This is a genomic window from Photorhabdus sp. RM322S, from assembly GCF_042879395.1.
Classification (GTDB): Bacteria; Pseudomonadota; Gammaproteobacteria; order Enterobacterales; family Enterobacteriaceae; genus Photorhabdus; species Photorhabdus khanii.
In genome coordinates, this window is record NZ_JBHFKW010000007.1 from 100143 (window position 1) to 116389 (window position 16247).

10 protein-coding genes and 8 tRNA genes are annotated in these 16247 nt (G+C 42.2%); 13 read left to right on the plus strand and 5 right to left on the minus strand.

Annotation, left to right across the window (positions count from 1 at the left end):
• Window positions 1–72: 72 nt before the first annotated feature.
• The 4 genes from zipA (at window position 73) to ACGF63_RS06715 (ending at window position 4843) form a co-directional block, all read left to right on the plus strand.
• Window positions 73–1005: a cell division protein ZipA gene (gene zipA, locus ACGF63_RS06700; RefSeq protein ID WP_152962346.1), complete on the plus strand. Its 933-nt coding sequence runs from the start codon at window positions 73–75 to the stop codon at window positions 1003–1005.
• Window positions 1006–1066: 61 nt separating this feature from the next.
• Window positions 1067–3085, plus strand: a complete 2019-nt coding sequence (gene ligA / locus ACGF63_RS06705) for an NAD-dependent DNA ligase LigA (protein WP_387629660.1) — start codon at window positions 1067–1069, stop codon at window positions 3083–3085.
• A gap of 239 nt (window positions 3086–3324) precedes the next feature.
• Window positions 3325–4509: a NupC/NupG family nucleoside CNT transporter gene (locus ACGF63_RS06710; protein WP_036843186.1), complete on the plus strand. Its 1185-nt coding sequence runs from the start codon at window positions 3325–3327 to the stop codon at window positions 4507–4509.
• 118 nt (window positions 4510–4627) lie between these two features.
• The gene (locus ACGF63_RS06715; protein ID WP_036843187.1) at window positions 4628–4843 is read left to right on the plus strand and encodes a DUF3820 family protein; all 216 of its coding nucleotides are present in this window, start codon (window positions 4628–4630) and stop codon (window positions 4841–4843) included.
• Between the two features lie 88 nt (window positions 4844–4931).
• On the opposite strand, the gene ACGF63_RS06720 is transcribed toward ACGF63_RS06715, so the two are convergent.
• From ACGF63_RS06720 to gltX, 3 genes are all read right to left on the minus strand, one after another.
• Window positions 4932–5007 (minus strand) — tRNA-Ala (locus ACGF63_RS06720).
• Between the two features lie 56 nt (window positions 5008–5063).
• Window positions 5064–5139: transfer RNA gene (locus ACGF63_RS06725), tRNA-Ala, on the minus strand.
• A 250-nt stretch (window positions 5140–5389) separates the two neighbouring features.
• A complete protein-coding gene (gene gltX, locus ACGF63_RS06730) occupies window positions 5390–6808 on the minus strand; it encodes a glutamate--tRNA ligase (RefSeq protein ID WP_036843189.1) in 1419 nt (472 codons plus the stop codon).
• Between the two features lie 269 nt (window positions 6809–7077).
• On the opposite strand from gltX, the gene ACGF63_RS06735 reads away from it, so the two are divergent.
• The 6 genes from ACGF63_RS06735 to glk all read left to right on the plus strand — a co-directional run bounded on the left by ACGF63_RS06735 (window position 7078) and on the right by glk (window position 8806).
• Window positions 7078–7153 (plus strand) — tRNA-Val (locus ACGF63_RS06735).
• Between the two features lie 29 nt (window positions 7154–7182).
• Window positions 7183–7258 (plus strand) — tRNA-Val (locus tag ACGF63_RS06740).
• Between the two features lie 44 nt (window positions 7259–7302).
• A tRNA-Val gene (locus tag ACGF63_RS06745) sits at window positions 7303–7378 on the plus strand.
• Between the two features lie 41 nt (window positions 7379–7419).
• Window positions 7420–7495 (plus strand) — tRNA-Lys (locus tag ACGF63_RS06750).
• Between the two features lie 37 nt (window positions 7496–7532).
• Window positions 7533–7608: transfer RNA gene (locus tag ACGF63_RS06755), tRNA-Lys, on the plus strand.
• 232 nt (window positions 7609–7840) lie between these two features.
• Window positions 7841–8806, plus strand: a complete 966-nt coding sequence (glk, locus tag ACGF63_RS06760) for a glucokinase (protein WP_036843190.1) — start codon at window positions 7841–7843, stop codon at window positions 8804–8806.
• 908 nt (window positions 8807–9714) lie between these two features.
• Here glk and ACGF63_RS06765 read toward each other — a convergent pair.
• Window positions 9715–9789, minus strand: a tRNA-Arg gene (locus tag ACGF63_RS06765).
• Window positions 9790–9977: 188 nt separating this feature from the next.
• On the opposite strand from ACGF63_RS06765, the gene mlaA reads away from it, so the two are divergent.
• Window positions 9978–10730 carry a phospholipid-binding lipoprotein MlaA gene (mlaA, locus tag ACGF63_RS06770; RefSeq protein WP_387629663.1) on the plus strand — a complete coding sequence of 251 codons (753 nt, stop codon included), beginning with the start codon at window positions 9978–9980 and terminating at the stop codon, window positions 10728–10730.
• Window positions 10731–10805: 75 nt separating this feature from the next.
• Here mlaA and fadL read toward each other — a convergent pair whose 3' ends face one another.
• Complete coding sequence (gene fadL, locus ACGF63_RS06775; RefSeq protein WP_387629665.1) at window positions 10806–12119, minus strand: long-chain fatty acid transporter FadL; 1314 nt, start codon at window positions 12117–12119, stop codon at window positions 10806–10808.
• 557 nt (window positions 12120–12676) lie between these two features.
• Between fadL and fadI the strand changes: the two genes are divergently transcribed.
• Window positions 12677–13987, plus strand: a complete 1311-nt coding sequence (gene fadI, locus ACGF63_RS06780; protein ID WP_152962342.1) for an acetyl-CoA C-acyltransferase FadI — start codon at window positions 12677–12679, stop codon at window positions 13985–13987.
• Entirely contained in the window at window positions 13987–16170 is a 2184-nt protein-coding gene (gene fadJ / locus ACGF63_RS06785) for a fatty acid oxidation complex subunit alpha FadJ (protein ID WP_051477116.1), read from the plus strand. The genes fadI and fadJ overlap by 1 nt, the downstream gene beginning before the upstream one ends.
• The last annotated feature ends 77 nt before the right edge of the window (window positions 16171–16247 follow it).

Sequence of the window (16247 nt, forward strand, 5' to 3'; positions counted from 1 at the left end):
TATTTGACAAATACAGTTAATACAGAAAATGTTCCGCCGTGGTGGCATATTAATTAAACAACAGAGATAGCAATGATGCAGGATTTGCGTCTGATATTAATCATTGTTGGTGCGATAGCAATAATAGCTTTGCTGTTACATGGGTTGTGGACCAGCCGTAAAGAGCGTTCTTCGCTTTTTCGTGATCGCCCAGTTAAACGTCATAAACATGATCGTCAAGAGAGTTTCGTCGATGACAGTGATGATGAAGCGTTTGACAATCAACAAAAGCCTTACACCCATAAGCAGGTAAAACCTCATCAGGAATATAAAGCTGAGCCGGTTATTGAGCGCCGTCAGCCAAAGTTGACTGAAATGGATGTTGCTATGTCTGAAGAAAGCAATGATCCGTTGCTGACTGGGCATCAGCCTGAGACTACAACCCGAAAAGCAGTAACAGAAATAGAAGAGCAGGAGCCTCAGCTTGGCCTGTTTGAATCTGAAGGACGGGATGAGCCTGAGAAAAATAGACCTCAGACGGAAGAAAAGTCTCAGGATATGGCAAAAGAGGGGGATGGTGAGCAGGAAGTGCAGGCCAAAGTAGCAAAAGAAATCGTTTTGGTTCTTCATGTGGCAGCACATCACGGTCAGGCATTGAATGGTGAGCTCTTGCTGCAAAGTATCCTGCAATCTGGCTTCCAATTTGGAGAAATGCAGATTTTCCACCGTCATCTGAATCCATCAGGCAGCGGTCCGGTGTTATTCAGCCTTGCCAATATGGTGAAACCGGGTTCATTTAACCCTGAAACAATGGCTGATTTTACCACTCCAGGGGTTTCCATGTTTATGATGGTACCTTCTTACGGAGAAGCTAATCAGAATTTTAAGCTGATGTTACAGGCGGCTCAGCGCATTGCTTCTGATGTTGGGGGAGTGGTGCTTGATGATGAGCGTAAGATGCTGACACCGCAAAAAATCGAATTGTATAAAGCACGCATTCGCAGCACACTTGATGTTCAGGTATAATCAACTTATCGAATGTTCAAGCCTCCGCCAGCCGGGGGCTTTTTATCGCTGGTTATAAGTCATGAAATCAACTGCTCAACAAATAGAAAATCTCAGAATAACACTGCGTCATCATGAATATCTGTATCACGTCATGGATGCACCAGAGATCTCTGATGCAGAATATGATCGGTTAATGCAGGAATTAAAGGCTCTTGAGGAACAATACCCGGAGCTGATTACATCTGATTCACCGACACAGCGGGTTGGCGCTGCTCCTCTGGCTGCTTTTGAACAAGTCCGCCATGAAATTCCAATGCTATCACTGGATAACGTATTTGATGAAGAGAGTTATTTGGCGTTTGATAAGCGAGTGCGTGACCGCCTGAAAGATAATCAGGATTTAGTGGTGTGTTGTGAGCTGAAACTGGATGGTCTGGCTGTTAGTCTGTTGTATGAAAATGGTGAACTGGTACAGGCGGCGACCCGTGGTGATGGTACAACAGGGGAAAACATTACATCAAATGTACGGACTATCTACGCAATTCCACTGCGCCTGACCGGAGATAATATTCCAACCCGTGTTGAAATTCGTGGTGAAGTTTTTATACCCCAAAAAGGATTTGAGAAGCTGAATGAGGAAGCACGCCGCACCGGCGCAAAAGTATTTGCTAATCCTCGTAATGCAGCGGCTGGCTCTCTGCGTCAGCTCGATCCTCGTATTACGGCTAAACGGCCATTGGCGTTCTTCTGTTATGGTGTTGGTGTATTGGAAGGAGGGGAATTACCGATCAGTCACTACGAGCGATTGATACAGTTTAAGCAATGGGGATTGCCGGTCAGCGATAAAATTAAAGTTTGTACTGATAGTCAACAGGTTATTGATTTTTACCACGATATTGAAAACCAGCGTTCAACATTGGGGTTTGATATTGATGGTGTTGTTATCAAAGTGAATTCGCTGGAATTACAGAAAACGTTAGGTTTTGTCGCTCGTGCGCCACGCTGGGCAACAGCATTCAAATTTCCTGCTCAGGAGCAAGTGACGATTGTCCGCGATGTCGAATTTCAGGTCGGCCGTACTGGTGCTATCACACCGGTAGCACGTTTGGAGCCGGTGCAGGTCTCGGGTGTGACTGTGAGTAATGCGACATTGCACAATGCGGATGAGATTGAACGTTTAGGTTTGCGTATTGGCGATACTGTTATTATCCGCCGTGCTGGTGATGTTATTCCAAAGGTCGTGGGTGTTGTGGAGGACAGAAGGCCACAGGACAGTGATGAAGTTGTTTTTCCTGAACATTGTCCGGTATGTGGGGCGGATGTCGAGCGGATTGAAGGGGAGGCTGTAGCGCGTTGTACTGGTGGTTTGGTCTGTGGCGCTCAACGTAAAGAAGCACTGAGACACTTTGTTTCCCGGCGGGCGATGGATGTTGACGGTATGGGAGAAAAGATTATCGATCAACTGGTGGATAAAGAGTATGTCGAAACCCCGGCGGATCTTTTCAGGCTTACTGCGGGTAAATTGACCGGGCTTGATCGTATGGGGCCGAAATCTGCGCAAAATGTGGTAGATGCGTTGGAAAAAGCGAAAAAAACCACATTTGCTCGTTTCCTCTATGCGTTGGGTATCCGTGAAGTTGGGGAAGCGACCGCCGCTAATTTGGCCGCTCACTTTGGCTGCCTGGATAAATTACGTGCCGCTGATGAAGCAGCTCTGAAAGAGGTCCAGGATGTTGGTGAAGTAGTGGCAAAACACGTGGTTAACTTCTTCAATGAACCTCATAATCAAAAAGTTATCGATGACCTGATTGATAATACCGGTATCAACTGGGAACTAATTGTCGTAACAAAGGGTGAGAAGGTTGACAGCCCATTCGCAGGTAAAACAATTGTGCTTACTGGCTCATTGCATCAGTTATCCCGAGATGAAGCCAAAGATAAACTTGTTGCACTTGGGGCAAAAGTGACTGGCAGCGTTTCTAAGAAAACAGATTTGGTGATTGCTGGTGAAGCAGCCGGTTCGAAATTGGCTAAAGCTAATGAGTTAAATATTCCAGTGATTGATGAAGAAGAAATGATCCGTTTATTGGGTGAATAACTTTTTGTTTGTATTCTGTCTACTGATTATTGAGAGGTTTTCTCAATAATCGGTGATATTTGATAATGTATTTTCGCATCTGACATTATACGATTCAGCTGAAAATGTGATTAATCTCACTAAATAAAAATTTAGAGTAAGAATTATTTCAATCTAATGTAATATCTATCCCATTGATCGCCTTTTATTACATAGAATGCATTTTATAAACTAGCTTTCTGTTGTGTTTGGAGTGTGATATGTCTCAAATCCTGCATTTCCTTTTAGCTCTGATTGTTATTGGCGGCCTTGCTATTTTGGCGAGCAGTAACCGTAAAGGTATTCGTCCTCGTTATATTATTCAGTTGCTTGTTATTGAACTTGTCCTTGCGTGGTTTTTCTTGAATTCAGGTATTGGTCAGGAATTTGTCATGGGATTTGCGGGTTTGTTTGAGCATTTACTGAAATTTGCGGGTGAAGGGACGGAATTCATTTTTGGCGGCATGATGGGTGCAAAACTGGCATTCTTCTTTCTGAATGTATTGTGTCCGATTATCTTTATTTCCGCACTGATTGGTATTTTGCAGCATATCAAAGTATTGCCAATCGTCATCCGTGTGATTGGTACTCTGTTGTCTAAGGTCAACGGCATGGGGAAATTGGAATCATTCAATGCAGTAAGTTCTCTGATACTGGGTCAGTCTGAAAACTTTATCGCTTATAAAGATGTGCTGGGAAAAATGTCTGAGCGTCGAATGTACACGATGGCTGCAACTGCAATGTCAACGGTTTCCATGTCAATCGTTGGTGCTTACATGACCATTTTGGTGCCTAAATATGTTGTGGCGGCATTGGTGCTCAATATGTTCAGTACCTTTATCATCCTGTCATTGATTAATCCGTATTCTGTTGACAGCGAAGAAGATATTCAGATGAGCAATCTTCACGAAGGTCAAAGTTTCTTCGAAATGTTGGGTGAATATATTCTGGCTGGTTTTAAAGTCGCACTGATTGTTGCCGCCATGTTGATTGGTTTCATTGCCCTGATTGCCGCTATTAACGCGCTGTTTAGCATGATTTTTGATATGAGCTTCCAAGAGATGCTGGGGTATGTGTTCTATCCATTTGCTTGGATAATTGGAATTCCTGCTGATGAAGCGTTGCGGGTTGGTAGCATCATGGCAACCAAATTGGTTTCTAACGAATTTGTTGCGATGCATAGCTTGCAATCAATTGCGACAGAATTTTCTCCGCGTTCACAGGGTATTTTGTCGGTATTCCTGGTTTCTTTTGCTAATTTCTCTTCAATTGGAATTGTTGCCGGAGCAATTAAGGGCTTGAATGAAAACCAGGGTAACGTCGTTTCCCGCTTTGGCTTGAAGCTACTGTTTGGTTCAACCCTTGTCAGCTTCTTGTCTGCGGCTATTGCAGGTTTGGTGCTGTAAAAAGATAAAGTGTTATAGTGGAATATTGCATCATGGATGATGCAGATTTCTTCTTTCCTTTCGCATATATTTCCCTTACCCCGTAAACTGGAGTTATCTTTTTTAATCAATGTAAATTATGGAAAAAGAAAATCTGATAGAAATTGCTAATACTGTTATGCCATTCGGTAAATACAAGGGGCGTATGCTGATTGACTTACCAGAAGAGTATTTATTGTGGTTCGCTCGTAAAGGCGAATTTCCACAAGGTAAATTAGGCGTCCTGATGGAGATGACTTTAGCAATAAAAATAGAAGGATTGGATTCATTGGTAAAACCATTGAAGAAGAATTAGCAAGGATAGTTTTTTTATGCAAAAAGGTGGTTATTAAGATGGATAAATAAAAGGGCCTGAAAGCGTGGCTTTCAGGCCCTGATAATTTTGGTGGAGCTAAGCGGGATCGAACCGCTGACCTCTTGCATGCCATGCAAGCGCTCTCCCAGCTGAGCTATAGCCCCACGAGTGTGGTCTTTCTAATTTTAGTGCCAAATACTTTATTCTGGTAATAAGTATTTGGTGGAGCTAAGCGGGATCGAACCGCTGACCTCTTGCATGCCATGCAAGCGCTCTCCCAGCTGAGCTATAGCCCCAATCAAAATTAATGGAACGGGGCGCATGATATGAAACCCTGCAAATACTGTCAACGGCTAACTTATCATTCTCAGAGCAAGCGTTGAAAAAGTCATCACTTTTGTGGTGGGACGACAAAATAAAGGCTGAACAACGGGTTGAAATGAGATAGAACGCGTTTAAGGAAGTGACAAGGTTGTATTAATTAAATGAGATTTTTTTGAAAATAGAAGGCACCACACTGAATCGGTGATGCCTTTGTTGCATTAATTACTGCTGAGTTTCACGTTGAACAATAAATTCCAGAGCCTGATTAATACGGGCCAGAGTACGGGTTTGCCCGATAGCATGAATAGTCACATCCACACCTGGAGATTGGCCTGCTCCAGTAGCAGCCACACGCAGTGGCATACCGACTTTACCCATACCAACTTCCAGCTCATCAGCTGTAGATTGAATAGCATGATGAACATTTTCAGGTGTCCAGTCAGTAACTGCCGCCAGTTTTGTACCAACAACTTCAAGAGGTTGACGGGCAACTGGACGCAAATGTTTCTTCGCCGCATCTGCATCAAACTCAGCAAAATCTTCATAGAAGTAGCGGCAGGACTCGGCCATTTCTTTCAGGGTCTTGCAGCGTTCACCCAGCAATTTAATCAGATCAACTAATTGTGGCCCATTACGGGTATCAATGCCTTGCTGCTCAATGTGCCATGCCAAATGAACGGCAACTTTCTCTGGGGGCAGGGTATTAATATAGTGATGGTTCAGCCATTGTAGTTTTTCCGTATTGAATGCACTGGCAGATTTATTGATAGCATCTAGGCTGAAGAATTCAGTCATCTCTTCAATACTGAAAATTTCCTGATCACCGTGTGACCAACCCAGACGAACCAGATAATTCAGCAAAGCTTCCGGCAGATAGCCATCATCGCGGTATTGCATAACACTCACTGCCCCGTGACGTTTAGACAGTTTTTTACCATCATCACCCAGGATCATCGAAACGTGTGCATATTCTGGAACTGGAGCACCCAGTGCTTTCAGAATATTAATTTGACGTGGTGTATTATTGATATGGTCTTCACCGCGAATGACATGGGTGATTTCCATATCCCAGTCATCAATGACAACACAGAAGTTATAGGTTGGAGAACCATCGGTACGGCGGATAATCAGATCATCAAGTTCCTGATTACTGAATTCAATTGGGCCACGGATACTATCATTAAAAATAACAGAACCTTCTTGTGGATTGCGGAAACGGACGACATGGGGTTGATCTGGATTATGCTGACATTGATTATCACGGCAATGGCCGTTATAACGAGGCTTTTCACCATTCGCCATCTGAGTTTCACGCAATTCTTCCAGACGTGCTTTAGAACAATAGCAATGATAAGCAGTCCCTTGTTCCAGCATTTGATCAATAGCCTGGTTATAGCGATCAAAACGTTTAGTCTGATAATAAGGACCTTCATCCCAATTCAGATTTAACCAGTTCATACCGTCCATAATGGCATCAATGGCTTCCTGAGTTGAGCGTTCAAGGTCAGTATCTTCGATACGCAATACAAATTCGCCTTTGTTATGGCGGCTATATAACCAGGAATAAAGTGCGGTACGTGCACCGCCAACATGGAGATAGCCAGTTGGACTTGGTGCAAAACGGGTTTTAATTTTACTCATTGGGGATTGCCTTAATTACGTTTCACTTTTCAATGAACGTTATTGGTGATTTAAAGTAATAAAAGTGGGGGTTATTTTATCACTGGACTTTAATTCCTCAATGCTGTTAGCGGGATGTTGTTGAGAAAAGTCAGCCTATCTGCTTAAACTGAACCCTGAGTGATGATAATTATCTCACCTTTGTTTAATTTTGAGACGAACGATATTTTTCCCTAGAAAAAGCGTTGACTCATCCTGAACTATCCCTATAATGCGACTCCATCACGACGGGGCGATTAGCTCAGTTGGTAGAGCATCTCCCTTACAAGGAGGGGGTCATCAGTTCGAATCTGGTATCGCCCACCACTCGTTGTGATAAAAATGAATTTATGATTGGGCGATTAGCTCAGTTGGTAGAGCATCTCCCTTACAAGGAGGGGGTCATCAGTTCGAATCTGGTATCGCCCACCAATCATAAATTCAGTGGTTTAAGGCAGTAATAGTCATTATGAAGTGGGCGATTAGCTCAGTTGGTAGAGCATCTCCCTTACAAGGAGGGGGTCATCAGTTCGAATCTGGTATCGCCCACCACTTCATTAGATTGTTTCAGCAGTATCACACCTTTTTGGTATGGGTCGTTAGCTCAGTCGGTAGAGCAGTTGACTTTTAATCAATTGGTCGCAGGTTCGAATCCTGCACGACCCACCATTCCAAAAGACGTAGTTAGAGTAGTTCTCCTATAGATGGGTCGTTAGCTCAGTCGGTAGAGCAGTTGACTTTTAATCAATTGGTCGCAGGTTCGAATCCTGCACGACCCACCATCTTGAAAGACATAATTCGTATAATTCCCCATAGAGAGATCATCATTAGATCAGTCGGTAGAGCAGTTAGCTTTTAATTCATTAGTTGCAGGTTCTGGCCTGGCAAATCATCTTGAATATGTGATATCCCGGTTGTGCAAGTCATATTCGTGTCCAAACTACCTATACCAATAATGTCAGATGGGATAAGCTTTACGTAATTGTTGTATTAGCTAATTATTAGGATATAAAAATGAATCTCTACGGACTCGTGGCTGATATTGGTGGTACGAATGCCAGATTAGCACTTTGTAATTTGAAAGATGGGGCTATTGACCAGATTAAAACATATAGTGCAAAACAATACGCTGGGTTGGAGTCTATTATCAGCCACTATTTGGCGGAGCAAAAAGTAATAATAACTTATGCTTGTATCGCTATTGCCTGTCCGATAAATGGTGATTGGGTGGAAATGACCAACCACCAATGGGCATTTTCTATTAGTGAGCTGAAACAGGCGCTTGGGCTAGAAAAGTTAGATGTTATTAATGACTTCACTGCCGTATCTATGGCTATCCCTATGCTGACAGAGGAACATAAAGTTCAATTGGGAGGGGGAGCAGCGGTTGAAGATAAACCCATTGTTGTTTATGGGGCTGGAACCGGCCTTGGTGTGGCTCATTTGATAAAAGCAGGCAAGCAATGGATAAGTTTACCTGGTGAAGGAGGTCATGTAGATTTTGCGGCAAATAGTGAAGAACAAGATGCAATATTAGCTGTTTTACGTCGTAAACTGGGGCATGTTTCGGTAGAAAGAATCTTGTCCGGTAGTGGATTAGTGAATCTCTATCAAGCCATTGCAATTTTGGATCATAGCCAGCCGGAAGAGTTAGAACCCGAAATAGTGACACAACGAGCATTGGATGAAAGTTGTCAATATTGCCATCGTGCCCTGATACTATTTTGTGAAATTATGGGGCGATTTGGAGGGAATTTAGCTTTAAATATGGGAGCTTTTGGTGGTGTGTATATCGCTGGTGGTATAGTGCCGCGGTTTTTTGATTTCTTTAAGCAATCGAATTTCATTTATGGATTTGAGGATAAAGGGCGTTTTAAAACATTAGTACAACAGATTCCTGTTTATTTGATTACTCATCCGCAACCTGGATTATTAGGTTCAGGGACATATTTACGGCAACAACTCTCATTGATTGATTAAGCTATAAAGACAGATATATACATATTGAAACTAGTGATTGTATATATCTGACTAAAATCTCTGAAAATATAAATATATTTGAATTACATATGCGAAATTATATATAAGATATTGTTTTTGTTAATTTTTTTTCATAAGTATTGTTTGGTGGTGGTAAATGTATTGATTTATTGCAATGCTATTAGGAATCTGGAGATGTATTTAAAATGAATAATTTTATGTGACCAACTGGAAACAATATTTCATATTGAAAAATATATTAAATTAAATTTTTGTTTATGGATGTAATATTTTTTTAATAATTAAATTTTCAATGAAGAGATATTTTTATAATAAATTAATAAAGTTTTTATTTGTTTATTTATTGGGTTTTGTTTTGTAAATTATAATCATTGATTGTATGGTTTATTTTAAGCTATTAATTATAAAAATATGTTAATAACCTGAATATTAAATTGTATTTTATTTATTATAAATAGAATTTCATAATACCGATACAGTTGGTCTATTCGATTGATATCTGAAAAGGGCCACTCTGACGTCTGATGAACTGCTTTGTACTATACATACCACAACCCTTGTTGTGTAAGGCGTTGGCAAGGTGTATCACTATTTTGAAAAGTTATTTATAAAAATATTAATTCATATATGAAAAAATTACTGATTTATTTATATACCACTGTAACATCGACTTGTACTTTAGGGATAATTAGAAATTGCATATGATTATAGATTCTGCAAATAGAGCTTCTATTAACATGAGTTGGTTACATTTTATACGAGTGTTGTTATACTGTTTTCATGGAATATTGTGTTTGGAATGTATACCAAGAACATAAGGCTGTTAGCCTATCTTATTATTTATAAAGGAAAAGTCAGGCTGTATGAAAGTTGGTGAGGTGTTGTTCTGGCGTCCCCTGCAGGGATCGAACCTGCAATTAGCCCTTAGGAGGGGCTTGTTATATCCATTTAACTAAGGGGACAATATCCGCATTATAACTGTTTTTCTTTCCTAAGATAAGGCGTTATGAACTGTTTGCCTATTTAGCAACCACTCAATTTGAGTACCATTCAAGTTGAATTGTCAGTAATATTTATTTATTGATGATCATCGGTGGGTAATACATAAATTGATTTGCCGGATCTAAGAAGTTATTACTTGGAGAAATGTATGACGTATCGTTTGGGCGGAATCGCTCTTACAGCCGCATTACTGGTGGGATGTGCCAGTTCATCTAATACTGTTGAGCAGGGGCGTTCAGATCCTCTGGAAGGTTTTAACCGTACAATGTTCAGTTTTAATTATGATGTTCTTGATCCTTATATTCTACGTCCGGTTGCGGTAGTGTGGCACGATTATGTACCCATGCCTGCTCGAAATGGTTTGGGTAATTTTCTAAGTAATCTCGAAGAGCCGGCTAGCATGGTAAACAGTTTCTTACGTGGTAACCCATATCAGGGAATGAAACATTTTAATCGTTTTTTCCTGAATACCATTTTTGGGATGGGCGGGTTGATTGATGTCGCAACTATGGCAAACCCTAAACTGGCAAAAGAAGAGTCAAAACGCTTTGGTAGTACTCTGGGCTATTATGATGTGGGGTATGGTCCTTATGCCGTATTGCCGGGCTATGGCAGTTTCACTCTACGTGATGAAGGGGGAAATTGGGCTGATGTGACTTACCCAATGCTAAGTTATCTGAATATCTGGATGTCAGCCGGTAAATGGGTATTTGAAGGTATTGAAACGCGTGCTCGTTTACTGGATTCTGATGGTTTGTTGAAGAATTCATCAGATCCATACCTGATGATACGCGAGGCTTATTTCCAGAGCCATGATTTTATGGCAAGTGACGGTAAACTGGGAGCCACGAAAAATCCAAATGCTGAAGCATTACAGGATGAGTTGGACAGTATTGATTGATAGTTACTTCTGGTTTAGCTCTATGAATGAAAAAGGATAGCAGCGAGGCTATCCTTTTTTAGGCACTACATATTATCAGAATGCGTAGTTGAAGTTCACACCATATAACCAGGCAGAACCTTTCGCATCAAATTCATATGGCTTATTGGTTGGGTCAGATGATGTTTCAGACAACTTCTCTTTAACAGTGACTTTCTGACCATGCATATAAGAAACGCCTACGTCAACAGACATGTCTTTGTTAAATGCGTAAGTTGCGCCAGCACTCAACCAGAAACGGTCCTGATCAGGAATAGAGATAGAACGGTTTTCAGCAGGAATCGGGCTGTCATCAAAGGCGATGCCAGTACGGAATGTCCAATTGTCATCGTGATAATAAGTTGTTCCTAAAGCAATCCGGTAGGCATCTTTAAAACCTTCATGTTTACTGAACAGGACTGAACCGTCTTTATTTCTGGTGCCTTTTAGCTCACTAAACTCACTCCAGCCTGTATATGCCAGGCTATAGTGGATAGCCCATTTAGGTGCTACGCGGTTGTAACCGGAAATCTCCCAGATATCTGGCAAATTGAGATCCAATCTACCACCAATAGTTTTACCACCGGTGGCAGGTAATTGCGCAATTTTTCCTATCCTAGGAGGTATATCGTTTTTATAGTCACCGTCTTTAAATTTGACTTTAACTTTAGAGCGGTAAGTCAGGCTGTAGCGGTTATTTTCATCCACTTCGTACATGATGCCTGCGTTCCAACCATAGCCCCAATCTTTGCCTGACAGATTAGCAACTTCATCAGTTGGTTTTATTAGGCCGTTCAGTTTATTTGACAGAATACCCGCATGGCGGACGATTTTGGCATCAGCATAAACGGCGTTCAGTCCTAAACCAAAGCTGAAGTTATCGTTCAGTCGATAAGCACCGCTCAGGTTGAAGTTCAATGTTGTCAGATCAGTTTTACCGCCGATAGGGCCTGCTTCATAGTTGTTACTAAAATCAGTAGCCAGACCAAAGTTAGTGGTGACAGAAGTACCAACAAACCATTGATCATCAATTGGCATAATAAAATGCAGATTAGGTATCCACGCGGTAGGCGCAATGTTTTTAGCGTTGGTACTTTTACCTGTCATTGGCGATTTACCGGTAATATCAACATCTGGGTTGATATAGACTGCACCAATAGAAAACGATGGGCGATCAAACAGAGTCATTGCTGCTGGGTTACGGCTGCCTACAGTTGCGTTATCTGCAACAACGCCTTCCCCGGAAAAGGCCCGGCCCAAAGCCGAAGTAGAAAATTCGTTTAACTGGAAACCAGCAGCGCCAGCGTTGGATGAAATTATAGCCACTGCAACCGCTAATGCTGAACGGGTGAACAGGTTTTTCTGGTTCATGACCAAAACCCTCTTGTTTATTATTTAACTATGCCACTTATCTTAGCAAGGAGCGCAGGATTGTAGAGTCGGTTTGTCTTGATGACAAATCAGACCAGTCGTGAAGTATAGGTCTGATAACAGTTGGTGTTGCAAGAATGTTTTTAAAATATGACCAAATTGATATCAAAAACGCGACTCAGTTAACAAAAAAATGATTTTTGATGTTAATAAAAACGTTTAACAATGAAATTCTGAGATCAAATTTCAGCAGGATAAGTTACTTATAAAGAGTAAGTTCTGGTTTTCCGCTATTTTGATAAATAGCGGGGTATTTTGTTGAATTCCTCCTTATTGTTATTTCTTTTTTACCGCTTGCGAACATGCTCTAAGAAGCATTGAAATTATTTAGCTATTAAATAAATTAAAGTTGCGCTTCCTCTCATTTTTAGTTTATTCAGGTTTGCTATTTATAAACATTACGCTAACAATGATCTATCAGGTCAGACCTGTCCAGGTCGGTTAAAAATTTTTTTCAGTAATTTGATTGAGTTAACGATAATCTTTCAGGAGCCGTTATGAGTCGTCCTTTAACAAAAGTGACACAGCAAGGTGATCGTATCGCTATTGTCAGCGGGCTACGTATCCCATTTGCTAAACAGGCAACATCGTATCACGGCATACCGGCTGTGGATTTGGGTAAATCAGTCGTCAGCGAATTGGTGGCCAGGAGTGGTTTACCCCCTGAAAAGATTGATCAACTGGTGTTTGGACAAGTGGTGCAAATGCCTGAAGCGCCGAATATTGCCCGTGAAATCGTTCTTGGTGCTGGATTGAGTGTGAATACTGATGCTTACAGTGTATCCCGTGCATGTGCGACTAGCTTTCAGGCGATTGCCAATGTGGCTGAAAGCATTATGGCCGGTACGGTGAATATCGGAATTGCGGGTGGAGCGGACTCCTCTTCTGTTTTGCCCATTGGGGTGACTAAATCCTTGGCCCGTACTCTTGTGGATATGAATAAAGCGAAAACTTTATCACAGCGTCTTAAGTTACTTAGCCGCCTTAAATTTCGTGATTTATTGCCTGTATCTCCGGCGGTAGCGGAATATTCCACAGGTCTGCGTATGGGAGATACCGCAGAACAAATGGCGAAGACTTACCGTATCAGCCGGGAAGATCAGGATGCATTGGCACATCGATCCCATATTCTGGCAGCAAAAGCCTGGGAACAGGGATTGTTGGTTGATGAAGTCATGACGGCTCATTTCCCGCCATACCGTGAAGCATTGCTTGAAGATAATAATATTCGTACAAATTCTGTATTAACTTCCTATGCGAAGCTGCGTCCGGCATTTGACCGCAAGTACGGCACTGTCACGGCCGCAAACAGTACACCGCTGACAGATGGCGCAGCGGCAGTCATATTGATGCGTGAATCTGTGGCAAAAGAGTTGGGAATGAAACCGCTTGGTTATCTGCGTAGCTATGCATTCTCAGCAATTGATGTTTGGCAGGATATGTTACTGGGGCCGTCATACGCGACGCCAATAGCGCTCGATCGTGCAGGTATTACGCTGAAAGATCTGACTTTAATTGATATGCATGAAGCCTTTGCTGCTCAGACATTGGCAAACCTGAAAATGTTTGCCAGTGATGAATTTGCCCGTAATAAATTAGGGCGTGCTCAAGCAATTGGTGAAGTTGACATGGATAAATTTAATGTCTTGGGTGGTTCAATTGCTTATGGGCACCCATTTGCAGCAACAGGGGCTCGTATGGTGACGCAGGTATTGAATGAGTTGCGTCGTCGTGGCGGCGGATTGGGGTTAACGACTGCTTGTGCTGCTGGCGGGTTGGGCACAGCTATGGTATTGGAGGTGGAATAATGACTCAGTCTCAGCATGACGCTGCAACCATCACTGCGGATGCAAAACAGACAGCTTCTGTTTTCAGTTTTGATATAAGGCCGGACAAGATCGGTGTTATTACTATTGATGTTCCGGGAGAAAAGGTAAATACGCTGAAAGCAGAATTTGTTGATCAATTTCTGCATGTTTTCAAACAAGCTCAGCAATCTTCCGGTCTTAAAGGGTTAATTTTGATTTCCGGTAAGCCGGATACTTTTATTGCCGGTGCTGATATCTCCATGATTGCCGGGTGTAAAACCAAAGAAGAGGCACAAGATCTGGCTGAAAAGGGTCAGAAATTGTTTTCTCAAATAGCCAATTATCCTTTGCCTGTTGTAGCGGCGATTCATGGCGCTTGTTTAGGGGGCGGTCTGGAACTGGCGCTTGCATGTCATTGGCGTATTTGTTCACTGGATGATAAAACCCGTCTTGGATTACCTGAAGTTCAACTTGGGTTATTACCGGGTTCAGGTGGTACTCAGCGGTTGCCAAGATTAATTGGTGTCAGTTCAGCTCTGGATATCATTCTGACAGGCAAGCAATTACGGTCGAAACAGGCATTGCGGCTCGGTGTGGTGGATGACGCGGTGCCGTTGGATATTTTGCTGGAAGTCGCTGTTGAAAAAGTTAAAAAAGGCATTCCGGTGCGTAAATCTTTGCCATGGCAACAGCGATTGTTAGTTGGGCCGGTGGGAAGATATTTTTTGTTTAATATCGTTCGTAAAAAGACGTTGGCGAAAACGCGTGGGCACTATCCGGCTCCTGAGCGAATTATTGCTGTTGTCAAAGAAGGTCTTGAGAAAGGTATGACCCAAGGTTTACGGGCCGAGGCAACGGCATTCGGTGAATTAGCAATGACACGGGAATCTGCCGCTTTACGTAATCTGTTTTTTGCTGCAACTTCCCTGAAAAATGAAACCGGTTCATCAGAGAAACCAGCGAGAATCGAACGGGTTGGTATATTAGGTGGTGGTTTGATGGGCGGGGGAATTGCAAATGTAACAACCATCCGTGGCAAACTACCGGTGCGTATCAAAGATATTAATGAAAAGGGCATTAGTCAGGTACTAAAGTACACGTGGGATTTATTGTCTAAACGGGTGAAGCAAAAACGATTACGCCCGGCAGAGCGTGCTCAACAAATGATGCTGATTTCAGGAACGACGGATTATCGCGGTTTCGAACAGACAGATATTGTTGTTGAGGCGGTATTTGAGGATTTGTCACTGAAACAGCAAATGGTGGCGGAAATTGAAGCGAATACTAAACCAGAAACCGTATTTGCATCCAATACTTCTTCACTGCCTATCCATCAGATTGCAGAAAAAGCTCAACGACCAGAGCAGGTTATTGGTCTGCATTATTTTAGCCCAGTGGATAAAATGCCTTTGGTGGAAGTTATTCCACACAAAGGAACCAGTGAAAAAACGATTGCTACTGCGGTTGCTCTGGCAAAGAAACAGGGTAAAACCGCTATCGTGGTCGGTGATAAAGCAGGGTTTTATGTGAACCGGATCCTTGTTCCTTATATCAGTGAAGCCGCGAATTGCCTGGTAGAAGGAGAACCGATTGATCATATAGATAAGGCATTGGTTAATTTTGGTTTTCCGGTCGGACCGATCAATTTATTAGATGAAGTTGGCATTGATGTTGGCACCAAAATTATGCCGATTCTGGTAGAGCAGCTAGGGCCGCGTTTTGCTGCACCTGAATCTCTTGATGCGGTACTGAAAGATGGCCGTAAGGGCAGGAAAAATGGCCGTGGCTTCTATTTGTATACATCAGAGGTCAGAAAATTCTGGCAGTTTGGTAAGCGAAGCAAAAAGGTTGATAGCTCAGTTTATACTTTGCTGAATATTACACCTGAGTCGCGTATGATCTCCTCAGAAATTGCTCAGCGTTGTGTGATGTTGATGCTTAATGAAGCCGTTCGTTGCCTGGATGAAGGGATTATCAGAAGCCCGCGTGATGGTGATATTGGTGCGGTATTTGGCATTGGTTTTCCACCATTTTTTGGTGGCCCATTCCGCTATATCGATAGTCTGGGTTGTGCCAGAGTGGTGGAGATTTTACGCAGGCTGGAAAGTCAGCATGGAGATAGATTTGTCCCTTGTGATCACTTAGTAAAAATGGCTGAACAGAATAAAAATTTCTATCCGTAGTAACCTATTATTATATTTATGAAAAAATTGATTCCGGTGTTTCTGAGGTGCCGGAATCATCTTTAGTCTTTTTGAAG

What these genes read in the sequence shown, in the direction of transcription:
- fadJ (WP_051477116.1), top strand. Translation starts at nt 13,987, where the DNA reads ATGACTCAGTCTCAGCATGACGCTGCAACCATCACTGCGGATGCAAAA.
- fadI (WP_152962342.1), top strand. Translation starts at nt 12,677, where the DNA reads ATGAGTCGTCCTTTAACAAAAGTGACACAGCAAGGTGATCGTATCGCT.
- ACGF63_RS06715 (WP_036843187.1), top strand. Translation starts at nt 4,628, where the DNA reads ATGGAAAAAGAAAATCTGATAGAAATTGCTAATACTGTTATGCCATTC.
- ligA (WP_387629660.1), top strand. Translation starts at nt 1,067, where the DNA reads ATGAAATCAACTGCTCAACAAATAGAAAATCTCAGAATAACACTGCGT.
- glk (WP_036843190.1), top strand. Translation starts at nt 7,841, where the DNA reads ATGAATCTCTACGGACTCGTGGCTGATATTGGTGGTACGAATGCCAGA.
- mlaA (WP_387629663.1), top strand. Translation starts at nt 9,978, where the DNA reads ATGACGTATCGTTTGGGCGGAATCGCTCTTACAGCCGCATTACTGGTG.
- ACGF63_RS06710 (WP_036843186.1), top strand. Translation starts at nt 3,325, where the DNA reads ATGTCTCAAATCCTGCATTTCCTTTTAGCTCTGATTGTTATTGGCGGC.
- zipA (WP_152962346.1), top strand. Translation starts at nt 73, where the DNA reads ATGATGCAGGATTTGCGTCTGATATTAATCATTGTTGGTGCGATAGCA.
- gltX (WP_036843189.1), bottom strand. Translation starts at nt 6,808, where the DNA reads ATGAGTAAAATTAAAACCCGTTTTGCACCAAGTCCAACTGGCTATCTC.
- fadL (WP_387629665.1), bottom strand. Translation starts at nt 12,119, where the DNA reads ATGAACCAGAAAAACCTGTTCACCCGTTCAGCATTAGCGGTTGCAGTG.